The sequence below is a fragment of the Pseudomonas sp. WT-JTC genome, from assembly GCF_056711565.1.
Genome location: NZ_CM160042.1, coordinates 1,039,951 through 1,062,702 on the forward strand (window position 1 = coordinate 1,039,951; position 22,752 = coordinate 1,062,702).

The 22,752-nt window shown below is 55.1% G+C and carries 21 protein-coding genes and 1 tRNA gene; 10 read left to right on the forward strand and 12 right to left on the reverse strand.

The features are described from left to right. The first annotated feature begins 243 nt into the window (after positions 1-243). The 7 genes from AC06G5_RS04600 (at position 244) to AC06G5_RS04630 (ending at position 5,969) form a co-directional block, all read left to right on the forward strand. On the forward strand, positions 244-933 hold the full coding sequence (locus AC06G5_RS04600) for a flavin reductase family protein (protein WP_413420897.1): 690 nt from the start codon (positions 244-246) through the stop codon (positions 931-933). Next, positions 933-1,187, forward strand: a complete 255-nt coding sequence (locus AC06G5_RS04605; RefSeq protein WP_413420895.1) for a hypothetical protein — start codon at positions 933-935, stop codon at positions 1,185-1,187. Before AC06G5_RS04600 ends, AC06G5_RS04605 begins: the two co-directional genes overlap by 1 nt. A 31-nt stretch (positions 1,188-1,218) precedes the next feature. Continuing rightward, positions 1,219-2,475 (forward strand): beta-ketoacyl-[acyl-carrier-protein] synthase family protein, encoded by a 1,257-nt coding sequence (locus tag AC06G5_RS04610; protein ID WP_413420893.1) that lies wholly within the window; start codon positions 1,219-1,221, stop codon positions 2,473-2,475. A 1-nt stretch (position 2,476) separates the two neighbouring features. After that, positions 2,477-3,271 (forward strand): MaoC/PaaZ C-terminal domain-containing protein, encoded by a 795-nt coding sequence (locus AC06G5_RS04615; RefSeq protein WP_413420891.1) that lies wholly within the window; start codon positions 2,477-2,479, stop codon positions 3,269-3,271. Then, positions 3,268-4,002: an SDR family NAD(P)-dependent oxidoreductase gene (locus AC06G5_RS04620; protein WP_413420889.1), complete on the forward strand. Its 735-nt coding sequence runs from the start codon at positions 3,268-3,270 to the stop codon at positions 4,000-4,002. The genes AC06G5_RS04615 and AC06G5_RS04620 overlap by 4 nt, the downstream gene beginning before the upstream one ends. 72 nt (positions 4,003-4,074) lie before the next feature. Further along, the gene (locus AC06G5_RS04625) at positions 4,075-4,989 is read left to right on the forward strand and encodes a hypothetical protein (RefSeq protein ID WP_413420887.1); all 915 of its coding nucleotides are present in this window, start codon (positions 4,075-4,077) and stop codon (positions 4,987-4,989) included. 62 nt (positions 4,990-5,051) lie between these two features. After that, entirely contained in the window at positions 5,052-5,969 is a 918-nt protein-coding gene (locus tag AC06G5_RS04630) for a metal-dependent hydrolase (protein WP_413703529.1), read from the forward strand. A 73-nt stretch (positions 5,970-6,042) separates the two neighbouring features. Here AC06G5_RS04630 and AC06G5_RS04635 read toward each other — a convergent pair whose 3' ends face one another. After that, the gene (locus AC06G5_RS04635) at positions 6,043-6,762 is read right to left on the reverse strand and encodes a helix-turn-helix transcriptional regulator (RefSeq protein ID WP_413420883.1); all 720 of its coding nucleotides are present in this window, start codon (positions 6,760-6,762) and stop codon (positions 6,043-6,045) included. Between the two features lie 641 nt (positions 6,763-7,403). Here AC06G5_RS04635 and AC06G5_RS04640 point away from each other — a divergent pair. Further along, positions 7,404-7,745: a potassium channel family protein gene (locus tag AC06G5_RS04640; RefSeq protein WP_413420881.1), complete on the forward strand. Its 342-nt coding sequence runs from the start codon at positions 7,404-7,406 to the stop codon at positions 7,743-7,745. Positions 7,746-7,859: 114 nt separating this feature from the next. On the opposite strand, the gene AC06G5_RS04645 is transcribed toward AC06G5_RS04640, so the two are convergent. The 11 genes from AC06G5_RS04645 to AC06G5_RS04695 all read right to left on the reverse strand — a co-directional run bounded on the left by AC06G5_RS04645 (position 7,860) and on the right by AC06G5_RS04695 (position 20,426). Then, positions 7,860-8,081 (reverse strand): formate dehydrogenase subunit delta, encoded by a 222-nt coding sequence (locus AC06G5_RS04645; protein WP_413420879.1) that lies wholly within the window; start codon positions 8,079-8,081, stop codon positions 7,860-7,862. Beyond that, positions 8,078-10,954 (reverse strand): formate dehydrogenase subunit alpha, encoded by a 2,877-nt coding sequence (fdhF, locus tag AC06G5_RS04650; protein ID WP_413420877.1) that lies wholly within the window; start codon positions 10,952-10,954, stop codon positions 8,078-8,080. Before fdhF ends, AC06G5_RS04645 begins: the two co-directional genes overlap by 4 nt. After that, the gene (locus AC06G5_RS04655) at positions 10,951-12,510 is read right to left on the reverse strand and encodes a formate dehydrogenase beta subunit (RefSeq protein ID WP_413703528.1); all 1,560 of its coding nucleotides are present in this window, start codon (positions 12,508-12,510) and stop codon (positions 10,951-10,953) included. The genes fdhF and AC06G5_RS04655 overlap by 4 nt, the downstream gene beginning before the upstream one ends. Next, positions 12,510-12,986, reverse strand: a complete 477-nt coding sequence (locus AC06G5_RS04660) for a formate dehydrogenase subunit gamma (RefSeq protein ID WP_413420873.1) — start codon at positions 12,984-12,986, stop codon at positions 12,510-12,512. Before AC06G5_RS04660 ends, AC06G5_RS04655 begins: the two co-directional genes overlap by 1 nt. A 529-nt stretch (positions 12,987-13,515) precedes the next feature. Further along, positions 13,516-13,956, reverse strand: coding sequence for a hypothetical protein (locus AC06G5_RS04665; RefSeq protein WP_480459032.1), 441 nt, complete (start codon positions 13,954-13,956; stop codon positions 13,516-13,518). A 263-nt stretch (positions 13,957-14,219) separates the two neighbouring features. Further along, a complete protein-coding gene (locus AC06G5_RS04670; protein ID WP_480459033.1) occupies positions 14,220-14,531 on the reverse strand; it encodes a DUF3077 domain-containing protein in 312 nt (103 codons plus the stop codon). Positions 14,532-15,142: 611 nt separating this feature from the next. Beyond that, positions 15,143-17,419, reverse strand: coding sequence for an alpha-ketoglutarate-dependent dioxygenase AlkB (locus tag AC06G5_RS04675; protein ID WP_480459034.1), 2,277 nt, complete (start codon positions 17,417-17,419; stop codon positions 15,143-15,145). Then, positions 17,416-18,531: an AAA family ATPase gene (locus tag AC06G5_RS04680; RefSeq protein ID WP_480459035.1), complete on the reverse strand. Its 1,116-nt coding sequence runs from the start codon at positions 18,529-18,531 to the stop codon at positions 17,416-17,418. Before AC06G5_RS04680 ends, AC06G5_RS04675 begins: the two co-directional genes overlap by 4 nt. Before the next feature lie 2 nt (positions 18,532-18,533). After that, complete coding sequence (locus AC06G5_RS04685) at positions 18,534-19,361, reverse strand: hypothetical protein (protein WP_480459036.1); 828 nt, start codon at positions 19,359-19,361, stop codon at positions 18,534-18,536. A gap of 499 nt (positions 19,362-19,860) precedes the next feature. After that, entirely contained in the window at positions 19,861-20,190 is a 330-nt protein-coding gene (locus AC06G5_RS04690) for a hypothetical protein (RefSeq protein ID WP_480459037.1), read from the reverse strand. 151 nt (positions 20,191-20,341) lie between these two features. Then, positions 20,342-20,426, reverse strand: a tRNA-Leu gene (locus AC06G5_RS04695). 107 nt (positions 20,427-20,533) lie between these two features. On the opposite strand from AC06G5_RS04695, the gene queA reads away from it, so the two are divergent. Together queA and tgt are read left to right on the forward strand one after the other, a co-directional pair. Continuing rightward, a complete protein-coding gene (queA, locus tag AC06G5_RS04700; RefSeq protein WP_008020244.1) occupies positions 20,534-21,583 on the forward strand; it encodes a tRNA preQ1(34) S-adenosylmethionine ribosyltransferase-isomerase QueA in 1,050 nt (349 codons plus the stop codon). 14 nt (positions 21,584-21,597) lie between these two features. Next, positions 21,598-22,713: a tRNA guanosine(34) transglycosylase Tgt gene (gene tgt, locus AC06G5_RS04705; RefSeq protein WP_162130437.1), complete on the forward strand. Its 1,116-nt coding sequence runs from the start codon at positions 21,598-21,600 to the stop codon at positions 22,711-22,713. The last annotated feature ends 39 nt before the right edge of the window (positions 22,714-22,752 follow it).

A 22,752-nucleotide genomic window follows, 5' to 3' on the forward strand; every position in this document is an offset into this window, starting at 1 on the left:
TGCGTTATTGGTGTTTTATCGACTAGTAGTTGTGCTAGTCGGTGCTCGTTGTCAGGTGTTTGTGGGTGTTTTTTGTAAGGGCGAACTTGCCGTGCTGTCATTGTGTGTGATTGATCAGTGTGCGTGTTTTTTGTGAGCGCTTCGGTTGTCACTGTTCTTTGAGATAGTCAGTTGTTGATGTGCTTGACCAGAAAAAATTCAACTGTAAACATTAGTTGGATACATGAGGAGTGAAGTAAAAAAATGAAATACGATCCGCAAGAAGATAATTGCCCTCTGCCACACTCGCCGTTCAGAAGTTGTGTCGTGCCCCGTCCAATCGCCTGGATATCCAGTGTCGATGAAAGTGGCAATGAAAACCTGGCTCCTTTCAGCCAGTGCGGCATTCTTACATTTGATCCGCCTATGGTCATGTTTGCGGCTAACCATTATCCGACAGGTCAACGAAAGGATTCGGCCGTTAATGCTGAAAAGACCGGTTGGTTTGTCTGGAATATGGCAACCGAGGCGCTCAAGGAAGCGGTAAATATCTCCGCAATGATTGTTCCTTCCAATCAAAGTGAGTTCGAACTGGCAGGCCTCGAGAAAGTAAAGGCCGATCTTTCCGATGTGCCGATGGTGAAAGACAGTCCGTGCCACCTTGAGTGCCGTTATGTTTCAACAACGGTAGTAAAGGGTAAAAGTGAGCTGGGAACAGTGGACCTGATCATCGGTGAGGTGATTCGTGTACATATTAATGATGACTACATAAAGCCGGATGGCTGTGTCGATATCCAGAAGGTTCGGCCCATTGGTCGAATGGGATATCTCGATTATTCAGTGATCGATAATACTTTTTCCATGGAAGTGCCGATGACTGATGAAATTCGCGCGATCATGAGTGAAATCATGGCCGGCAGTGCCAATAAACCTCAATCAGTAGGAGTGGAATAATGAACATAAGTACCGTGGTTAATAATGTGATTGGCGAACTGACTGATTTTGATGTCGCGACCATCACCGACGAAACCCTGATCAGCGATATCCATTTGGTCAGTCTTGATTACGTAAGTATTCAGGTTGCCCTGAAGAAAGAGCTGGGCATCGCCATCGATGTCAACAAGTTGCCTGAGGCGAAGCTCAGCACGATGGGTGATTTTTACTCCTTCTGCCGAAGCGAGCAGGCCCGGTCCAGTACGCCGGCATAACCATGCAATCACAGCTAAGGAGAGGCGTGCAGTGCAAACCAAGAAACGGGTAGTCGTCACGGGGTTCGGTTCCGTCTGTGCTTTGGGGCGGAACACGGAAGAGATCTGGGGGGCGATAAAAGACTATCAAATGGGTTACGCCCTGCATCCGATGCAAGATCAGTCGGTTACAGCCAGGTTTTTCGGAAAAATCGATTTTCCGATAGAGCTCAAAGCGGTGCCCAAGCGCATAGCCAAGAATCTTCCCCGCTTTGCGCGGATTGGTATGTCCGCATCGGAGCAGGCATTGTGCATGGCCTTTGGCGATGACCCGGTCGCCGAGATGGACAAGCATTATTCACCCTTCGACCGTGGCGTCGTGCTGGGGACAGGGTGGGGGGGCGTCGACTCGACCATTGATAACAACGACATGTATGTCGAGTCGGGTCTCGCTTCACCGCTCAGTACCATTTTTTCCATGCATAGCGTATGGACCGGGTCGGCTTCGATGGCCTGGAACCTCAGGGGTTACCAGAACACGTTGGTCGCGGCCTGCGCCACGGGAAACATTGCCATCGGTGATGCCTGCGAAGTTATCCGCAGTGGTCGGGCCAAATGCATGCTTGCGGGCGGCAGTGAGAGCATCACCGGAGCCTACAACGTATGGTCGGTGGACATCCTCGGTGCCTTGAGCAAGGAGCAGGAGAATCCAGCGAAGGCTTGCTGTCCATTCAGTCAGGACCGTAGCGGCTTTGTGTTGTCGGAAGGCAGCGCCGTACTGGTTCTGGAAGACCTGGATGAGGCGCTCAAGCGAGGCGCTACGATCTATGCCGAGATCAGCGGCTACGCCAACTATTCGGATGCCTACGACATCACTGCCCCGGCCGAGGACTTGTTGGGGCGAGCGATGTCGATGGAAAAGGCTATCGAAGATGCCGGTCTCAATACGTGGGATATCGACTACATCAATGCGCACGGGACCTCGACTCAGCTCAATGATCTGAACGAGACCAATACCATCAAGAAGGTTTTTGGTGAACATGCCCATGCGATGCCGATTTCCAGTACGAAGTCCTATACCGGCCATCTCATCGCCGCGGCGGGCGCCATTGAAACAGTCTTTTGTATCAAGACCATCCAGACCGGTATGGCGCCGGCAACTATCAATCTGGAGCGTTCCGATCCACTTTGCGATCTTGACTACATCCCTAACGAGCATCGGTACCTGGGGGTTGTCGACAACGTACTGAACATCAACTACGGATTCGGCGGGGCAAATAGTTGCCTGGTAATCAGAAGGTATTCGTGAAATGCGTCGAAACTTTAATCATGAAGACCTGGAGAGATGGGCACAGTTTTCCGGTGATCGGAACCCGGTGCATTTTGATGCGGACTTCGCGATAAAAAATGGCCATTCCGGGCGCATTGTCCATGGAATGCTGGCCATGTTGCCGCTAAAAAATCAACTAGCGCTGGAAGCTTCCATTTGTGCCCAGGCCTGCGAGATAAAACTGCATCTCAAACACGCGGTGCCGATTGACCAGTTTGTCGAGTACACACTCAGTCCGGTTCAGAACATTAAAGTGAGTTCTAACGGAAAGTCTCTGTATATGGGCAGTGTGAAGGCGCGGGCTGCACCGCAAGTTGCAGCCCTGGCAGCAGCGGACGAGCGCCGCCCGATACTGGAACGATTCAGCGCCGAAGAGCTGGACGAGAAGTACGAGTTGTTGTCGACGCTTGTTGGTTCACCGGTACATACGAGTGTGTACTGGGACGCGATCCTGTTTTCCATTTACATCGAAGACAACCGAAAGACAGCCTTGGCCAGTGATGTTCAGCGCTTTCTCGCCAGGGAAGGCATTTCCCAGGCGCGGCCTTACGTCGTTTATCAGATATCCCATGCGCTGACACTGATGGGCAGTGATTGGTCCCGGCTTCCGGGCGAGGGCTATGACTCAACTTATTACAGCGTAAAAGGTAAGGATCTGGTCAGGGTCAACGATTCTATTTTTGCCTCTGTCGTCTTTACCTTGTACACCCAGGATCGGCCTGTATTGGCGGTAGAAATGGGGTTGATAGCCAATTTGCTGGAGGAGCCGGCATGAAACGCAAATGGATTTTCGTGACGGGTGGCTCTCGGGGTATTGGCGCGCAAATCGTGCACTCGGCCAGCCGTGAGTTCGATGTCGTGTTCACCTATAAATCCAGCGTGGACGAGGCGCGGTTGCTGGCTGAGCAGTTGAACAGTGAGCCTGGCAGGCAGGTGGAAGCTGTTCACTGCGACGTGTCAGACGTAAGTCAGGTCAATGATGTTGCACAGTCGCTCATTCAGCGTTTTGGCCCACCTTATGCGGTCATCAACAATGCGGGTGTTGCCGAGGATCGACTTTTTTCCAATCTGGATGAACCGGTCCTTAACGCGATCTTCAGTCAAAACGTCTTTTCTGCATTTTCGGTTTCCCGGGCTTTTATTGGGTCGATGATGGGGGAGTCGGATACATGCATTATCAACATCAGTTCGGTATCAGGAGTTAAGGGCAATATCGGCCAGACAGCGTATTCAGCCAGTAAGGCTGCGTTGATTGGAATGACCCGCTCGCTGGCGCTTGAAATGGCTCGATTCAACATGCGCGTCAACAGTATCGCGCCAGGCTATATCGAGACCGACATGACCAGGCACTTGAAAGAGCATGGATCAGGGTTGAAAAAAAGCATCCCGCTACGTCGTCTCGGAAGTACCTCCGAGGTGGCATCACTGGTGGATTACCTGATGAGCGAGGGCGCGGCCTATATAACCGGTCAGACGCTCGTGGTCGACGGCGGCCTGAGTTGCTGAACGTCGTTATCATCATCCAGGCGATAACTGGGTCGCTCTCTGCCGGGTGACTCATTTCAAGGAGAACATTGCATGTCCGGGATCAGTACTATCGTTAACTTTGGCTGCCTGTCCGATGAACAAAGGTGGGATGCACAGCGCTATGACTGGAACTGGCTGACGGAACTGGATGAGCATGATCGGGATATTGTGAACTTGCTCGACTGTTTGTCTGATGGAGAGTTTTCCGGCCAGGCATCAGCGGTGCAGTTTCATGACTTGCTGCTCACTGAAGTCCGTGAAGGCTACCCAAAAGACCTTGCCAATGACTGGGGGCAGATTCTTGCGTATGTCAACATCATTGCCTACGAGGAAATGCGTCATGGCATCGCGCTAGCGACGGCTTATCACTATGTTTCAACAGGTGAGCTGGGGTATGTGGACAAACTGTCAGTCCGCGAATATTCAGAAAAATACATCTGGTGCTACGAAGATAGAAAGTATTGGGATCTTTACAGTTATACCTTCGCCCATTTGTTCGGTGAGGTGGTCAACACTGAGTTGTACCGGGATGTACGCAGTCAAGTGCACCATCCGGCTCTTCAGGCGCTGATAACCAATATCATGAAAGACGAGGCACGGCACACTCAGGCGTGGGCTGCGGTGATCGAGGAAATGGTCAAATCCGACCCCGCTCATCTTGAGCGTTCGCTAGCGGTGATTGATGTCGGTTTGACGTACCACAATGCAATGGTCCATGAAACCTACTTTGAAGGGCAAAACAAACTGATGCAGTTGTTCCTGCCGGCCAAGCGCGGAGAGGGCGCTGTCGATCGTATCGTGCGCAAGAAAACACAGTTGATGGAGCAGATTTTCGGTTCCCGAAACCCTTATACCCAGGAACAGATGCGTGCCCAGCATGTTTCTTTCCTGGTTAAAGGGCTGGGGCAGACCCGAGCGGTTCATTCGCCGGAAAGCGAAGACGGGATTCTGTTTCTTCAGAACTGACAGTGTCAGGGGCGCTCTACCGAAGGCGAGCGCCGTTTTGCGACAGGCAGCCAGGACGCCGCATGAAAATTAGAAGAATTCCGTTTGATATCAAACAGGCGATGAAAATCGGTGCGGATTTCGATTTTCGCTGGGCTTATGACGATCAGACTTCACTAGTGGGACTGGGGTATTCCTTTTACCTGGAATACATTGAATATTTTTGTAACTTCGTCAGCAAACATTCGCGGGGATTGATTGCCGATGAGGGGTTGTTGGACCTTGAACATACGTTTCTGGTCCAGGAGATGCACCATGCCAAGGCGCATAAACACCTGAATTCGTTTCTGTGTCCGGGCAGTGTGTACAAAGATCAATTACACCCCAGGGTGTATCCCTATCTTCATCAGTTTCATGTGAAGAACTATGAGCCCATACTGCAAAGCGTTTCCAGGGGCGAGCGGGAAGGTATAAGGGACGCTTTGCTGAAAATTGCCGTGTTTGAAAGCAAGAATTGTATTTCCAGTTTCATTTTTTTTGAGCAACTGTTTTCCGGAAAGAATTTTGCCCGGACTTGCAATATTTCAGCGAATTTGGGTGTGCTCTATTTGTTGGGCTATCATTTCACCGAAGAAATAGAACACTGCGATGTTGCCGTTGATGTTTATCAACATATTTTTCAGGAGTCGGTCTGGAATGCTGAGAGAGTCCAGTCGGAAGTCGTGGACGCCAATCACTCAGAGCACGAAGCCCTCGCCGCAGCACAATACTGTGCAAAGCGTCTTGGCATAGATACGGATGCACGGCGTTTATCCAGTTCTCCGTTCATGTCGTATACCAAGGCGCGGCAGATTGAACTGATTGGCGCTGATTTTGATTTGAATAGCCAGCAGATTCTTGATCAGCGTCATTATTATGTGCGGCAATGGGACGAAGTGTGGGAACCCGCGCTCAGGGAACGACTGCTTGCAGAGATTGAAAACCGGACGTCCCGCCTGTGAACAGCGCTGGTGTGTTCCCGGTTTTGATTCCATACACCTGTTCAGTCGTTGCCTGTTGATCGCAGCCTGCGGTTTAAAATTCCAACACGCCGGTTTGCAAGGCTTTGACTATCGCCATTCTCCTGGAGCCGACATTGAATTTCGTTCTGACTTTTGAAAAGTGATAATTGATGTTGGCTTCTGAACAACTGAGAATGCGGGCGATCTCCCAAGTGGTCTTGCCGAAAGCGCTCCATTTGAGTACTTCCAGCTCTCGATTTGTGAGCGCAACGGGCTCTTCGGCTACTTCGTTGCCGATCAGCTTCAGGAGCGTATCAAGAGCGTAATCGCGAATAAGGGTCAGGCTGGGAAGCGTTCGCGCCAAATGGTATTTGAGTTGACGCTCCGGGATCGCTTCGAGTCGGGCGCTCAGTATTCCCACTTGGCCGCCGGCGCCGTGTACCGGCAAGCTCACGCCTTGCATCAGGCCGTGATTTTTTGCTTCTTCCCTGAAATTCAGTTGTTGTGCAGAGGTGTAAATATCGTCGAACCACACGATGGGCACCGTTGAGGTAAGACAGTGGGCAACGACGGGATCTATCCGGGCATAGTCTTCAGTGTCGTATTTCTTGCGCCACGCAGCGGGATAGTCACTGAGAATGATGGCTTGATTATTATCGGTACTGCTGTTCGGTTTGAAAGCAAACAACACACCATCACAACCCAGTGCCGTAGTATTTGACTTGAGGGCTTCGAACCAATCGCTTTTGCGCGACAAACCCGACATGGTGAGAAGTTCATCCAGTGAAATCATGATCCATTCCTTTGCTGATCTAGTCGTTCTGAACAACAGCCGCGGTATTCGAAATCCAGGTAGTCGGGATCCGGTCGCGAGCTATTTAATGTTCAATGACGTGAGTCTGGCAATGTCATCGCCAGCGGGTTTCCTTTCCTCGCATAGTAACCAGGGGGGCGTTGCGCGTTGATCCCGGGATCAGCCGACACCGCGGTGCACCAGGATTCTACAGTGTGGAGCGGACTCGATACGCCAATAAATGAAAATTATTTTATTGGGTCAAGCATCGTGATGTGAAAGCAAAACGCTGATGTCGGTAGTACTGCAAAGTTGAGACGATAGTTCCAGTTTGGTGAGGCGATTCTATAAATAATTAGTGTCGCTACTGCAAACATCTCCTGTGGGCGAATGTTTGCAGGGGCTGTTGGTATTTATAACTGGCATTTTGCATCGGCATGGGCATTTTTAACATTTTCGTTTGTGACGGGTGGATTGATGAAGTTCACGATCCTGGGTAGTCGCTGTCCTTCACGGACAGTGCGTTGTTGGTCACCCCCCGACGTTGGCCAACAGTTTCCATTGTTTGTGCCACACTAACGGGTTGTTGAAACGCCGCGCATGCCAATGCCGGCCACGCAAATCTCCAGGAAGCCCGTGCCATGAGCCTCGCCCGTGCATCAAACGTCCGCCACGAGTTCTACAAAGCCGTCTGGTTCTATTTCAAAGTGGTGTGGCCGATCTTCTCGATACTGCTGTTAGTGATCGTAGCGTTCGGCCTGATCATCGCCCAACTGGAAGGGTGGAGCCCGGATGACGGTATCTACTTCGCCTTCGTCACGGGCCTGACCATCGGCTACGGCGAACTCGTGCCCAAACTCGGCGTCTCGCGAGTGCTGGCTGTGCTGCTGGGTTTCAACGGCGTACTGCTGACCGCGACATTCGCGGCCATCAGTGTCCGGGCAATTGAAGTGACCGTGACGGCGTCACGCAAAGATATGTAGGAGCGAGCTTGCTCGCGATGGTCGTCAACGATAACGCGCGAATCCAGGATAAGCGCGGTGTTCTTGAGTCCATCGCGAGCAGGCTCGCTCCTACAGTTTTTACGGTTCCCCGATCTATGCCTCCCAACCCGCCCCGATCACCGCCGCCTGCACCAGCGGGTGCAAGTCCGCTCCCTTGTGTTCCGTCTGCCAGGCCAGCAGCTCCTTGCGCATGCCCGGCGTCCAGTACATCTGCAGATGATTACGCACCCCGAGCGCCCCCAGTTGCTGGTCCGGTTCGCTGGTAAAGTACTGGGCGATCTGGTTGGCCATCTTGATCAGGTTGGCAGTACTCATCGGCGCACCTCCGCTTTGGCGCCACGGGCGCGATCCTTGAGCAGGCGGTGTTGTTCGTCGCTGAATTCCTGGAAGCGCTTTTGCCACTCCGAAGGGTGGTAGACGCGGCTGACCTCCACGGCCGTGACCTTGTACTCCGGACAGTTGGTGGCCCAGTCGGAGTTGTCGGTGGTGATCACGTTGGCGCCCGACTCAGGGAAGTGGAAGGTGGTGTACACCACGCCCGGAGCGACCCGTTCGGTGATCCGCGCACGCAGTACGGTCTGTCCGGCGCGGCTGCCGATGCCGACCCAGTCGCCTTCGTTGATGCCACGGCTCTCGGCGTCGGTCGGGTGGATTTCCAGCCGGTCCTCATCGTGCCAGGCAACGTTTTCGGTGCGCCGGGTCTGGGCGCCGACGTTGTACTGGCTGAGGATGCGCCCGGTGGTCAGCAGCAGCGGGTAGCGGCTGTTGACCTTCTCCTCGGTGGGCACGTAGCCGGTGAGCATGAAGCGCCCCTTGCCGCGCACGAATTCCTCGATGTGCATGGTCGGCGTGCCGTCCGGTGCCTCGGCGTTGCACGGCCATTGCAGGCTGCCGTGGCTATCCAGTGCGGCATAGCTGACGTTGGTGAAGGTCGGCGTGAGGCTGGCGATCTCATCCATGATTTCCGATGGATGCTTGTAGTTCATCGGGTAACCCAGGGCGTTGGCCAGGGCCACCGTGCCTTCCCAGTCGGCCTTGCCGCCCAGCGGCTCCATGACCTTGCGCACCCGCGAGATACGCCGCTCGGCGTTGGTGAAGGTGCCGTCCTTTTCCAGGAACGAAGCGCCCGGCAGGAACACGTGGGCAAACTTCGCCGTTTCGTTGAGGAAAATGTCCTGCACCACCACGCATTCCATGGCCGACAGGGCCGCGGTGACGTGCTGGGTATTCGGATCGCTCTGGGCGATGTCTTCGCCCTGGCAGTACAGGCCCTTGAAGCTGCCGGCCAAGGCAGACTCGAACATGTTGGGGATGCGCAGGCCCGGGTCGGGTTGCAGGGTGACGTTCCACGCCTGTTCGAATTGCGTGCGGATGACATCGTTGGAGATGTGCCGGTAGCCAGGCAACTCGTGGGGGAAGGAGCCCATGTCGCAGGAGCCCTGAACGTTGTTCTGCCCCCGCAGCGGGTTCACGCCCACGCCTTCGCGGCCGATGTTGCCGGTGGCCATGGCCAGGTTGGCGATGCCCATGACCGAAGTGCTGCCCTGGCTGTGTTCGGTGACGCCCAGGCCGTAGTAGATCGCCGCATTGCCACCGGTGGCGTACAGGCGAGCGGCGGCACGGATGTCGGCAGCGGGCACACCGCAGATCGGGCCAATCGCTTCCGGCGAGTTTTCCGCACGGCTGACGAACTCGCTCCAGCGGGCGAAATCGCCGCCCTCGCAACGGGCGTCGATAAAGGCCTGGTTTTGCAGGCCTTCACTGATGATCACATGGGCCAAGGCATTGAGCATGGCGACGTTGGTGCCAGGGCGCAGAGCCAAGTGATATTCGGCACGGGCGTGCACCGTGTCCACCAGATCGATGCGCCGTGGGTCGATGACGATCAGCCGCGCACCTTCACGCAGGCGGCGCTTGAGTTGCGAGGCGAACACCGGGTGGGCGTCGCTGGGGTTGGCGCCCATCACCAGGATCACATCGGCCTGCATCACCGAGTCGAAACTCTGGGTGCCGGCGGACTCGCCCAGGGTTTGTTTCAAGCCATAGCCGGTCGGCGAGTGGCAGACCCGCGCACAGGTGTCGACGTTGTTGTTGCCGAAGGCCGCACGCACCAGTTTCTGCACCAGATAGGTTTCTTCGTTGGTGCAGCGGCTGGAGGTGATGCCACCGATGGAGTCGCGGCCATATTTTTGCTGCAGCCGGCGGAATTCGCTGGCGGCGTAGGTCACCGCTTCATCCCAACTGACTTCCTGCCAAGGGTCGCTGATGTTTTTGCGGATCATCGGCTTGGTGATGCGATCCGGGTGGGTGGCGTAGCCCCAGGCAAAGCGCCCTTTGACGCAGGAGTGGCCGTGGTTAGCCTGGCCGTTCTTGTCCGGAACCATGCGCACCAGCTGGTTGCCTTTCATCTCGGCGCGGAACGAGCAGCCCACGCCGCAATAGGCGCAGGTGGTGATCACACTGCGTTCCGGCTGACCCATTTCGACCACGTTTTTTTCCATCAACGTCGCGGTGGGGCAGGCTTGCACACAGGCGCCGCAGGACACGCATTCCGAGTCGAGGAAGTTCTCGCCACCGGCAGCGGCCACGCGGGATTCAAAACCACGCCCGGTGATGGTCAGGGCAAAGGTGCCCTGGGTTTCTTCGCAGGCGCGCACGCAGCGGTTGCAGACGATGCACTTGCTCGGGTCGTAATCGAAGTAGGGGTTGGAGGTGTCTTTCACGTCCTCCAGATGGTTCTCGCCTTCATAGCCATAACGCACTTCGCGCAGGCCAACCTGGCCGGCGACGGTTTGCAGCTCGCAGTTGCCGTTGGCCGAGCAGGTCAGGCAATCCAGCGGGTGATCGGAGATGTACAGCTCCATGACGTTGCGCCGCAGGGTCGCGAGCTTCGGCGTCTGGGTATGCACGGTCATGCCTTCAGTGACCGGCGTGGTGCAGGACGCGGGGTAGCCGCGCATGCCGTCGATCTCCACCAGGCACATGCGGCAGGAGCCGAAGGCTTCCAGGCTGTCGGTGGCACAGAGTTTCGGAATGGTGGTGCCCAGCAGCGCGGCGGCGCGCATCACCGAGGTGCCTTCGGGCACGCTGATGCTGCGGCCGTCGATGTTCAGGGTGACTTGCACCTGGCTTTCGCGGGCCGGCGTGCCCAGATCCATATCGGTTTTCGGATCGAATACAGTGATCATTGCTCGGCCTCCGAGGCTTGCAGACCGAAGTCAGCGGGGAAGTACTTGAGGGCGCTGGCGACCGGATAGGAGGTCATGCCGCCCAACGCGCACAGCGAACCGTATTGCAGCGTGTCGCACAGGTCCTTGAGGATGATCACCTGCTCATCGCGAGCGGCCTGATCTGGCGCGGCCAGCAGACGGTCGATCACCTCCACGCCACGGGTCGAGCCGATGCGGCAAGGGGTGCATTTGCCACAGGATTCCTCGGCGCAGAACTGCATCGCGAAGCGCGCCATGCGGGCCATGTCCAGGCTGTCGTCAGCCACCACTACGCCACCGTGACCGAGCATCGCGCCAATCGCAGCGAAGGCCTCGTAATCCAGCGGCGTATCGAATTGCGAAGGTGGCACCCAGGCGCCGAGCGGGCCGCCGACTTGCGCGGCCTTCAGCGGCCGACCACTGGCGGTGCCACCGCCGTAGTCTTCCACCAGCTCCCGCAGAGTCAGACCAAAGGCCCGTTCCACCAGACCGCCGTGACGAATATTGCCCGCCAGCTGGAAGGGCATGGTGCCCAGCGAACGGCCCATGCCGTAATCGCGATAGAACTGCGAGCCCTTGGCCAGAATCAGCGGCACCGAGGCCAAAGTCAGCACGTTGTGCACCAGCGTCGGCAGGCCGAACAGCCCCTGCAACGCGGGGATCGGCGGCTTGGCGCGGACGATCCCGCGCTTGCCTTCCAGAGAGTCCAGCAGCGCGGTTTCTTCACCGCAGATGTACGCGCCGGCACCCACTCGTACTTCCATGTCGAAAGCCTGGCCGCTGCCGCCGACATTCGCGCCGAGGTAACCGGCATCACGGGCAATGTTCAGCGCTTGACGCAGGGTAGCCACGGCATCCGGATACTCCGAGCGCACATAGATGTAGCCGTAAGTGGCGCCGCAGCAGAGCCCGGCAATGGCCATGCCTTCGATCAACAGGAAGGGGTCGCCTTCCATCAACATGCGGTCGGCGAAAGTGCCGGAGTCGCCTTCGTCGGCGTTGCACACAATGTACTTCTGCATCGCCTGAGTGCCACGCACCGTGCGCCATTTGATCCCGGCAGGGAAGGCCGCGCCGCCACGGCCACGCAGGCCTGAGTCGAATACCTCAGTCGCGGTCTGTTCGCCGCCCACCGCGATGGCTCGGGTCAAACCTTCGAAACCACCATGAGCCCGGTAGTCGTCCAGCGACAGCGGCTGGGTAATACCCGCGCGAGCAAACAGCAGGCGTTGTTGAGTCTTCAGATAAGGCAGCTCTTCCACCAGGCCCAAGGCCAGTGGATGGCTGGAAGGCTCGCCTTGCAGCGCATCTAGCACAGACGGCACATCGGCAGCGGTCAGCGGACCAAAACCGATCCGGCCTTGCGGGCTGTCCACTTCCAGCAGTGGTTCCAGCCAGTACAGGCCGCGCGAACTGGTGCGCTGTAGCTCCAGCGGCAGATTAAGTGCCTTGGCCTGAGTGATCAGGGCCACGGATACCTCATCGGCACCCACGGCACGGGCAATAGAATCACAGGGCAGATAGAGAGTCGGCATCACGCGTCCTCCCGGCAAGCGTCGAGCAAGGCATCCAGACGCTCAGCGCTCAGCCGCGCATGCACCCGGCCATCCAGCTCCAGGGCAGGCGAACAGGCGCAAGCACCAAGGCAATACACCGGACGCAAACTGATGCTGCCGTCGGCGCTGCTGCCGTGGTCGTCCAGTTGCAGGCGTTCACGCAACTGCGCGGCCAACTGCTCGGCGCCGCGACTCTGGCAGGACTCAGCCCGACACAGCCGCAGGATATGCCGGGCCGGTGGCGCGGTACGGAAGTCATGGTAAAAACTGATCACCCCGCGAACCTCCGCCTGACTCAGATTGAGGGCATGAGCGATCTCGGGGACGGCGACATCGGGGATGTAACCGATGCGTTCCTGAATATCATGAAGAATGGGCAACAGCGCACCCGCAGAGCCCTTATGGCGCTCCAGCAGACTGTTGACCACAGGCAGGTGCAACTCAACATCAGGCATACAGCATTCCTCACGGTCACGGACACACCAGAGGGTCGTCGGTTGTCCGAAAGTCTCGGCTGCGGCACTCACACCACGTCACGGAATCGTGGCATTTTCAGGCCGTTGGCCAGGGCACCCTGGGCGGGCATCTTGTTGTGCCCGGCGCGGTCTTCGCCGCACATCGGTAAGGGCATAAAAGCCAGATTGCCACGCCGCCTTTGATTTCTCTGCACCAGAGCGACGTGTTTGGTTCTGTCTACGACTATCCATTAAGTCTAGATGAGCGAGGCAGGGGCCGTTCACGCACTGGCCTACCGAAGGGTGATGTACAGCAAGCGTTGCCGGTGAGAAACAGCATCAGATCGGAGGGTAATTCCACGGGGCAGATACGCTGATCCACTCCGCAGCCCCCCTGTAGGAGCGAGCTCGCTCGCGAAAAACGCAAGGCAATCAACATCTGCTGTTGAATGAGCACCGTCATACTGCAAACAGCCTGAGAGGGATAATCCCCCCGCTCCCACGCTATGCATGGAAGCGGGGAAAACCCTTAACCAAGCTCACCACAGAAAATATCGGGATTCCCATCGGCCGGGCTTGTCCGCATCACCAGCGCGTATCCGCCGGACCGCAGCGAGTCATAAGCCATAGGCACGCTCTTCCAGAGTTGGATGCCCGCCTGCTCGTTGAAGTTGTCAACCACGATGCGATTGAGTGAATAGGCCGGCTTGGGCTCATGCCTGGCGCAGCTTCCCGAGTAGATATAGGTATACAAGTGCGCCGGAATTGCAGTGCCATTGGGTACACCGCCCACGAACAATGAGAGCGCCGTCTCACTACTGCTCAAGGGGGTCAGAATGGCCTGAGCGATATGCCCGGCATTGTAAGTAGTTGCATTCAAGGGAACGGCAACGATTTGCTTCGGGGCTGCACCAACCACGCAGATCCATCCTGCCGCTACCAGCAACGCCAGCGAAGTTACGACCTTCATCGTAAAACCTCCCGCCTTGTAAGGGCTCGTTGAAGAGATCCCCACTGAATTTTAGTCAGCTGTTCAAGTCCTGAGGTTATTCGGATGGTCGGTCCAATAGCCATTGGCTTGTAGCAAACCCACTACTGTAGGAGCGAGCTCGCTCGCGAAAAACGCAAGACATCCACATATCCCGCTGAATACCCCGGCCACCGCAACCAAGCCCGCTCTCACAGCGTCACGTCTGACTTTTGAAACCAAAAACCATTCTGGCGCCTCGCCCACTATCCCTCAGCCTTAGCCCCCGTCCGCTTGGACGCCAGCTCAATATCCCGTTCCCGCGTAAGCACCTTCACCGCATCATCCACCAACGCCTTACTCATCGACGTCAAATAATGCGCAGCCCAGGCATGACGGTCGGTGCCTGTGGCGTAGGCAGCATCTTCGGTGAGCGACTTGGCCAGGAACAGAAAATCAGAAGCCATCGATAGCGCATCGCAAAGGGGAACGCCGCGAGTGACGTGGAACAGTGGTTGATCGGAGCAGTAGATGGCGGGGGTTAAACCGATGGTTTTGAGTTCGGGTTGTTCGGTCATTGGCCACCTCCGAGGATGGAGAGGCAAGGGGGGAGGGTGTTACGCGATTGGGAGTTGTGCAGAGGGGAAAGCCAAATTTCAAACGGATTGATACTGCGCATTGTGAAGCTCCTTAATTTGAAGAGCTGCCGCATTCGTTACCAAGCGAATGGGTGGCAGCTGTGCGCAGGTTGGTAAACCGGGAAATCAAGGAAACCGGCACGTCCGAAGACGTCCCACGCACAGCCGCCATAACGCAGATCGCAGGCGAAAAAAAAGCGCCTGCGAACGCATGGCACTGTTGCGCATTGATTTACCTCGGGTTACCAAGCCCGGTCGCTGAATTGGCAGCGACGGTGGGAGGGTATCGTTCTGAACCTTTTCCTGCAACCTTCGAAGGCTTCGATCTCAAGCCCTCGAGACGAAAAAAGTGCTACACCCGTTTGGGCATGGGCAGCCGCTACGCTGCCCGACGCAGCATCGACGAGAAACACGGCAAACGTAGCGCGTTGTACAAGTCGAACTTGTGGTTGGTGCGCCGGCATTTAATATTCAACGCGGGATAGGTGCATCTAAATTAAGTGCCCTGTAATGGCCATTTTTGTACAAAGGATATTTAATCACTTAATATACTAAAACTTGACGTCAACCTTTCTAAATGTGATAGATATGCGACGTGCCCTCGGTACGCCGGCTTCCTTCCAGCGCTTTGGAATTTCGTGATACCAATCCTTTCTAGCCTCTCCAGCCAAAATCGCGGCACCTCTACGCTCGAGAACTACCTTATACTTCTCTTCGATATTCGATTGTAACTTGCGGCTAAATACCATCTCCCAACTTTCAAGAAGGCTGATTGTAACGACTGCGCCTCGGAAACAAGGAATACAATCAATGTGCTTCGAGATGCCTTGATTTTCGAGGTACTCGTTCACGATTACCTGATCTGGTAGCTCTTTTAGGTATTTCTCTTTGTAGAGCCTCTTCCCCAATAGTTCCGCCCATTTCGGCAATGGCCCTAAATAAGCAGAGGGGTCAATCTTCTTGGATTTATAGTCATATCGCCAACCATAATGTTGCACTTTGCGACTCATAGATGAGTCCCAAGGCGCCGAATCAATAGCCGCAAGCAACGCCGTTTCATCCCGAGGGGTGATGAATTCCGGAACAATAATCAAGCCTTGCGGGGCGTCAGTTGGTTTTCTATCAAGCTGTTTGGTAAAGGAGCGAGCAGGAGCGCGTGTTCTAGAACTCGTCACAGCAGTCGGGACTTGCACTCTTGAGCTAGACACGTGAACCGAGACTTGCTCAAGAGAGTCGGGTCTAGCTGGCAATTCGGTTAATGCGGTCGAAGGATTGGGTATTTGTAATTCTAGCGATGAGGTCGCAAGCCAATGGCGAAAGCCGCGCACATCAAGACTTGGCTGCACCTTACCAATCGCCCCAAGAAGAATTTCAACTCTTCCGTCTACTCGTAGCTTCGCAGTAGAGGTGTCGACTCGAACCTCACCTGTACCGAGCAAATCATAAGTCCCTTCATTCAAAAGTAGGGATTGTTTGATCAGCCAAGGACAATGCTGTATCGCAACGGCTTCGGCGCTGGCTCTGCAGTTTTTCTTGGTCAAATCTAACTCGTACCATCGGCCTCTATTACTGAATTTATGCTCGGCGAGCATTAAAGGTCCTTTGCGTAATAGTACCGAGTCATGCTCAATGACCCAGTTTATTGGTCCTGGGTACATGGCACTCCACTCACTGGACGAAATTTCGTCCATTAGCTGCCAAGTAGATATCGAAAGGGATTTACGTGCCTCAATAGAGCCGCGCAATTCCAAAGGTAACGCTCGAAATCCTGCTAGGTAACCAGTGAGAATCGCCCCTGTCCACCAAGCACCGGGGGGAATGGATGGCCTGTCTTTCTTCCAGAGCACATAGCGCTCGGGTTTATGCCTCAACAGGACAAGCTGGAGAGCTAATTCCAATACATCATCTTTGATCCCAAGGTCGTGAATACTGCCAAAATCTTTGAGAAGCTTCTCGGTTGTCCCTTCAAAGTGAGCTAACCGCTCCTCATCGCCCCCTAGGACACAAGCGCGCTTGCAAACCGCCTTCAGTACCCAATCTGAGCGCCAGTCTGTTCGGTTATTCGGGTCAGAAAATACTTCGATAATCGCACGCCATAATGGCGCATGATTGTCTGAAACCTCCCCCTTTCGGGACCACAGGGCCAACCCCAGCCATGGAGCATCCACCACGCGGGCGAAATCTACAGATTGCTCCCTCGAGAACCAACCACACAAGACTTGCAACCAAGGGCCAATCGCGGGCACGCATTCTAGGGCCATGGCCGCCGCGCCTCGCAGGGCATCCCAATTCGCAGGAGGGTTCTTCAAGCCAAAAGGAAACTTTTGTCGTGTTGGGACCGGCACCTCAATTTTGCTTCCAAGGAATACCTCAACTGGTTGTTGAGGGCTTTCGATATCTGCAAAATTCCGCACCTGCGCCAAAAGATGCGCCCGGTTATTGTCTGAGGGAACGGTGAAATGATCCACCGCAAAAAGCGGTAACGGCCCGTTCCATAGAATCGCTTGATCCGATGGTTTCAGGTTAGCCAACGAAACGCTTACCCAAGCACCCTCACGCCATGCCATAACGTTCGAGTTAGGGAGCTTCGTCTGGTCAAACCAGACACACACCGCAGTAAATTTTTCTGGGATACAGGTTTCACAAGGTGAACCCACCCCCAGTAGGACCCCGCGCAACGCTTCAGGAAACAGCCACTCCTCACTGAGAAATCGCATCCAAGAGCGATGATCCATCTCAATGACGAGAGGCAATCGGACCTCAGGCAAATTTGCCTTGAGGGCTGAATCATTAAGAAAATCCAGTTGTGTTTCGGGGTAATTTTTCATTGATCAAGAATATGGTTAGGAGGTAACGAGGTCAATTGCAAAGGAGATAGCTGTCCTACGCCGGCGGGGCCGTTGACCAGCACCAATTTGTCGCGCGCGCGTGCGCACAACATGTAGAGACGTCGAGCCTGAATAGCCTCTGTAACAGGAAGAGAACGGTTAAGATCCTGTAGATAAAGCGTATGAAATTCAAGGCCGATGGCTGATTCTCCCGAGATGATAGTCACCCCCGGATCACGCATTTGAATCGCCGCCTCAGCCCCCTGGCCATCGGTATTAACATACGAATCGATCCGTGCATGCGGCATCCGCTCACGTAATAATTGCGCCATACGTTCGACGTCAGCCACTAGGTAAACAATGACGCCAACAGACTCAGCTCGATTTTGTAGACGGGCAACAATCGTATCGGCAAGCGCTTCCCAGGTAGGCACGGCCATCAACTGTGGTCGATCAAAGCCAGCCCCCCTTCTAGGAGTCGCCACAGGCAGCGCCCGATCCTTATGGAAATGCGCAATAACGTCTGCAATTTCTTGTGTGTTTCGGTGATTGACGGTTAAAACAAGGGCGTTATTAAATCCTGCAGCCTGCAAATCTTTAACGTGACAACCACCTTCATGAGTAGATTGATTTTCATCGGCAAAAACTGAGACAGCTTTTGCTTTAAAGCGAACGGCCCATATTATAAAGTCAATTGGCAAGTTCTGCCCTTCATCGATAATCAAATGATCCAAATCAGGCGCAGCGTTTGATTGTGCATATCTATCTAAAATTTTAGGCCAGTCAAATCTGTAGTCATACAGCTTAGGTGCATATTCGCTGAATTTTTGGTAATAATCTTTCGAAACATAAGAGTGCATAGTTGTCGAGCGAATGTCGGCGCCCTCGTGCTCCTTTGCCAGTTGAAGTGCAACTGCGGCGAGAAGACGATTTCGAGTAACCAAAACGACGGAACGATCTAGCTCTGGGCTCACCAGCAGGCGCGCCCGCCAAATAGCCATGGATGTCTTGCCCGAGCCAGGCGGGCCGACCACCAAAACGGACTTGTCCGGTGGATAGTCGTAAACGTCGTGCTGTTCTGGAATGAGATCATTAAAACTTGGCAGATGCATTGTTAAAACTCTGAAAGGGGTAGCATTGCTACTGCAGGGCTAAAAAAAAGCGCGTAGTGAATTGAGCGGTGTTTGTCACTACCCGTAAAAATCTCCGTGCTTTCGACAACTTCCTTAAATCCGGCAGCCTCCAAACATTCCATAAATTCTGGATATAGTTTGCGCGCTCCGATGCGACCAGTATTTGTGTACAGTAAAACGGCCGGGCCTAGGCCAACTTTCTTTCGTGCGGCAACGATCTGATCGACAAGCACTTTGACGTTGATAGTGTCACTTGCCAAAAGATAAGAAAGAACGAAAATTGTGATTTCGGTGGCATTTTTTTGGCCAAAATTTAGCGTGTCGATGCTCTGGTGAAAACTGAACTGGGTACGTTCGTGAAACTCGCCCGCATCGCAAACTTTGAGTGCCAGTTGTTCGCCAAATGCGCACATCGTAGAAGAATGATCAATGCCAAAGTATCGGTACGCAACACGAGCACCGACGACATTCGCAAGTGCAAGCCCCGCCGTAAATGGACCACAACCAATATCGATTACAGTCGCGTTTTTGAACCGTTCTAAATCAGGTAATAGCATGTCGAACGCATGGATTAACTCATCAACATGCGCTTTCTGATTAAGATATGCATACAGCATGACGCGATTGAGAGGAGTAAGGTCTTCAATTTGCTGATCAAAATTCGCCTGCCCCCCTCCAATGGCGTGGTTGAAAAGCCAAGGGACATTCCGTCCGAGCGGTTGATTGGGTTCGGTTCGACAGTCAGTTTGAATTGGGAGTACTATTGCCTGTCTGCGTAGTTCTTCTAGCCAAGGCTTTCTATTAGGCATTTTGTTCTCCCGAGAGAAAATCTTTCATTGTTATTGTTCATAAGGCGGTGACGGTCTTGGGCCGGTAGCTGCAATATGGAATTTTACTAGCTCAAAGATAGCTCATAGCCATCATGATTGGCCAGTAAAAAAACCTTTCACTCATCCTTTATGTTGGCAAATTGAAGGTGCAACCTTTATCCGACTGGAACCAACACATAGCGTATTAGCGCTTTGGCTTTATTGTTACTAATTCGCACTATCACATCACATTGCTCACGCCAATGACCAGCTTGTAGCACTGCTAAAGAGGCTCAGTAGTGATAGTCTCGGTGACATAACCACTGTATGTGCGTAGCGCTATTCTCATAGGCTATTGGCGTTGATGTGATTTGGCTCTGGCAGCTGATTTTGAGTGATCTACATGTAGCCCCTGAAATCGGATGCAAGGCCATCAATTGCTAAGTATTTGGGTGGCTCAACGAATCCGGCAGCCTGGGGCAAAATCGCACGTGTTCATTTATTGAATGTCTTTCAAATAATCCTTAAGCGCAACGAGCGGGACATCAAGCTCCTCTATTGCCTGAATCCCGGCAAACTCCCCCGCCAACCTCCCCAACTCCCGCCCCAACGGCTTATCCACACCCCCAACAGCCTCCAACGCCAACCCCACACACTCACCCACCTTCACCTGAATTCCCTCAACATCCCCCCGCCGCACCAGCAACTCAAACACATCCCGCTGGTAATCCCCCATCACCAAATCATCCCGCAAGATCGGACTCTGATCTTCCGTCTCATAAGCCAGTTTGAGGGAGAAGAGGGCAACGGTTTCCAGCTGCAATTCCATGGGGGGAATCCTTGATGAGTGTCTTACTGACCGAGGGGGATGAGGGTTAAAAATTCGCTGGCAAGCCAGCTCCTACACAGGTCGCTGGGGTGTCAGGTGCTTTTCTGCAGGCGAAAAAAAAGGCCTTGCAAAGCAAGACCTTTCTTAATTTTGGTGCCCCGAGGGAGACTCGAACTCCCACTCCTTTCGAAAACGGATTTTGAATCCGCCGCGTCTACCAATTCCGCCATCAGGGCTCAATGGCGGCGAAGTATAGAGAGGTGAATACCGCTGGTCAATCAGGTACATGGAGAATTTTTGATATTTCCGCTAGACTTCCCGGCCCTGCTAGACGAACCCCATCATGCGCGTTGCTGACTTTACTTTCGAGCTCCCTGATTCGCTGATCGCCCGCCATCCTTTGGCCGAGCGTCGCGGTAGTCGCCTGTTGACCCTGGATGGGGTCAGCGGCGCCCTGGCACACCGTCAATTCACTGATTTGCTTGAGCATTTGCGCCCGGGCGATTTGATGGTGTTCAACAATACCCGGGTGATTCCGGCGCGGCTGTTTGGCCAGAAGGCTTCCGGCGGCAAGCTGGAAATCCTGGTGGAGCGGGTGCTGGACAGTCATCGCGTGCTGGCCCATGTGCGGTCCAGCAAGTCGCCGAAACCGGGGTCGAAGATCCTGATCGACGGCGGTGGCGAGGCCGAGATGCTGGCGCGTCATGATGCGTTGTTCGAGCTTGGGTTTGCCGAAGAGGTGTTGCCGCTGCTCGACCGCGTCGGGCACATGCCGTTGCCTCCTTATATAGACCGCCCGGATGAGGGCGCGGACCGCGAGCGTTACCAGACCGTCTACGCCGAGCGTTTGGGCGCGGTGGCGGCGCCGACGGCGGGGCTGCATTTCGATCAGGTGCTGATGGAGGCGATTGCCGCCAAGGGCGTCGAGACGGCGTTCGTGACCCTGCACGTTGGCGCCGGCACGTTCCAGCCGGTGCGCGTGGAGAAGATCGAAGATCACCACATGCACAGCGAATGGCTGGAAGTCGGCCAGGACGTGGTGGATGCGGTTGCCGCCTGTCGCGCGCGCGGCGGTCGGGTGGTGGCGGTGGGGACCACCAGCGTGCGTTCCCTGGAAAGCGCTGCCCGCGATGGCGTGCTCAAGCCGTTCAGCGGCGATACCGACATATTCATCTACCCGGGCCGGCCGTTTCATGTGGTCGATGCCCTGGTCACCAACTTCCATTTGCCTGAATCCACGTTGTTGATGCTGGTCTCGGCGTTTGCCGGTTATCCGGAAACCATGGCCGCCTATAAAGCCGCCGTCGACAACGAATACCGCTTTTTCAGCTACGGTGATGCGATGTTTATCACCCGTAACCCCGCACCACGTGGCCCTGAGGACAAAGAATGAGTCGCCAATGTCGTATGTCGTTTGAGCTGCTTGCCACCGATGGCAAGGCTCGTCGTGGTCGCCTGACCTTCCCGCGCGGTACCGTCGAGACCCCGGCCTTCATGCCGGTGGGCACCTACGGCACGGTCAAGGGCATGCTGCCGCGGGATATCGAGGCGACTGGCGCTGAAATCATTTTGGGCAACACCTTCCACCTGTGGCTGCGTCCGGGCACGGAAGTGATCAAGAAGCACGGCGACCTGCACGATTTCATGAAGTGGAAAGGCCCGATCCTGACCGACTCCGGTGGTTTCCAGGTGTTCAGCCTGGGCGCGATGCGCAAGATCAAGGAGGAGGGCGTGACCTTCGCCTCTCCGGTCGACGGCGCCAAGGTGTTCATGGGCCCGGAAGAGTCGATGCAGGTCCAGCGTGACCTGGGCTCGGACATCGTGATGATTTTCGACGAATGCACGCCGTACCCGGCCGATGAAGACGTCGCCCGCGTATCGATGGAGTTGTCGCTGCGTTGGGCCCAGCGCTCGAAAAACGCCCATGCCGACAACACGGCGGCGCTGTTCGGTATCGTTCAGGGCGGCATGCACCAGGACCTGCGCATGCGCTCCCTGGAAGGCCTCGACAAGATCGGTTTTGACGGCCTGGCCATCGGCGGTCTGTCGGTGGGCGAGCCGAAGCACGAAATGATCAAGGTGCTGGATTACCTGCCGGGCCAGATGCCGGCTGACAAACCTCGTTACCTTATGGGCGTTGGCAAACCGGAAGATCTGGTTGAGGGTGTGCGCCGCGGTGTGGACATGTTCGATTGCGTGATGCCAACCCGTAATGCCCGCAACGGGCATCTGTTCATTGACACAGGCGTGATCAAGATCCGAAACGCGTTCCATCGCCATGATGATTCGCCGCTGGATCCGACCTGCGATTGCTATACCTGCCAGAACTTCTCCCGCGCTTATCTGCATCACCTGGACAAGTGCGGCGAAATGCTGGGAAGCATGCTCAATACCATCCATAACTTGCGCCATTATCAAGTGCTTATGGCTGGTTTGCGCGAGGCTATTCAACAGGGTACATTGGCCGCCTTTGTCGATGCCTTCTACGCCAAACGCGGGCTTCCCGTGCCGCCTTTGGACTGAGTTTTCTGACCCCAAGATTCAACATTTGCAACTGGAGTG

Excerpts from the sequence above, each read along its gene's own strand:
- AC06G5_RS04600 (WP_413420897.1), top strand. The coding sequence starts at position 244 with ATGAAATACGATCCGCAAGAAGATAATTGCCCTCTGCCACACTCGCCG.
- AC06G5_RS04605 (WP_413420895.1), top strand. The coding sequence starts at position 933 with ATGAACATAAGTACCGTGGTTAATAATGTGATTGGCGAACTGACTGAT.
- AC06G5_RS04615 (WP_413420891.1), top strand. The coding sequence starts at position 2,477 with ATGCGTCGAAACTTTAATCATGAAGACCTGGAGAGATGGGCACAGTTT.
- AC06G5_RS04620 (WP_413420889.1), top strand. The coding sequence starts at position 3,268 with ATGAAACGCAAATGGATTTTCGTGACGGGTGGCTCTCGGGGTATTGGC.
- AC06G5_RS04625 (WP_413420887.1), top strand. The coding sequence starts at position 4,075 with ATGTCCGGGATCAGTACTATCGTTAACTTTGGCTGCCTGTCCGATGAA.
- AC06G5_RS04630 (WP_413703529.1), top strand. The coding sequence starts at position 5,052 with ATGAAAATTAGAAGAATTCCGTTTGATATCAAACAGGCGATGAAAATC.
- AC06G5_RS04635 (WP_413420883.1), bottom strand. The coding sequence starts at position 6,762 with ATGATTTCACTGGATGAACTTCTCACCATGTCGGGTTTGTCGCGCAAA.
- AC06G5_RS04640 (WP_413420881.1), top strand. The coding sequence starts at position 7,404 with ATGAGCCTCGCCCGTGCATCAAACGTCCGCCACGAGTTCTACAAAGCC.
- AC06G5_RS04645 (WP_413420879.1), bottom strand. The coding sequence starts at position 8,081 with ATGAGTACTGCCAACCTGATCAAGATGGCCAACCAGATCGCCCAGTAC.
- fdhF (WP_413420877.1), bottom strand. The coding sequence starts at position 10,954 with ATGATCACTGTATTCGATCCGAAAACCGATATGGATCTGGGCACGCCG.
- AC06G5_RS04655 (WP_413703528.1), bottom strand. The coding sequence starts at position 12,510 with ATGCCGACTCTCTATCTGCCCTGTGATTCTATTGCCCGTGCCGTGGGT.
- AC06G5_RS04660 (WP_413420873.1), bottom strand. The coding sequence starts at position 12,986 with ATGCCTGATGTTGAGTTGCACCTGCCTGTGGTCAACAGTCTGCTGGAG.
- AC06G5_RS04665 (WP_480459032.1), bottom strand. The coding sequence starts at position 13,956 with ATGAAGGTCGTAACTTCGCTGGCGTTGCTGGTAGCGGCAGGATGGATC.
- AC06G5_RS04670 (WP_480459033.1), bottom strand. The coding sequence starts at position 14,531 with ATGACCGAACAACCCGAACTCAAAACCATCGGTTTAACCCCCGCCATC.
- AC06G5_RS04675 (WP_480459034.1), bottom strand. The coding sequence starts at position 17,419 with ATGAAAAATTACCCCGAAACACAACTGGATTTTCTTAATGATTCAGCC.
- AC06G5_RS04680 (WP_480459035.1), bottom strand. The coding sequence starts at position 18,531 with ATGCATCTGCCAAGTTTTAATGATCTCATTCCAGAACAGCACGACGTT.
- AC06G5_RS04685 (WP_480459036.1), bottom strand. The coding sequence starts at position 19,361 with ATGCCTAATAGAAAGCCTTGGCTAGAAGAACTACGCAGACAGGCAATA.
- AC06G5_RS04690 (WP_480459037.1), bottom strand. The coding sequence starts at position 20,190 with ATGGAATTGCAGCTGGAAACCGTTGCCCTCTTCTCCCTCAAACTGGCT.
- queA (WP_008020244.1), top strand. The coding sequence starts at position 20,534 with ATGCGCGTTGCTGACTTTACTTTCGAGCTCCCTGATTCGCTGATCGCC.
- tgt (WP_162130437.1), top strand. The coding sequence starts at position 21,598 with ATGTCGTTTGAGCTGCTTGCCACCGATGGCAAGGCTCGTCGTGGTCGC.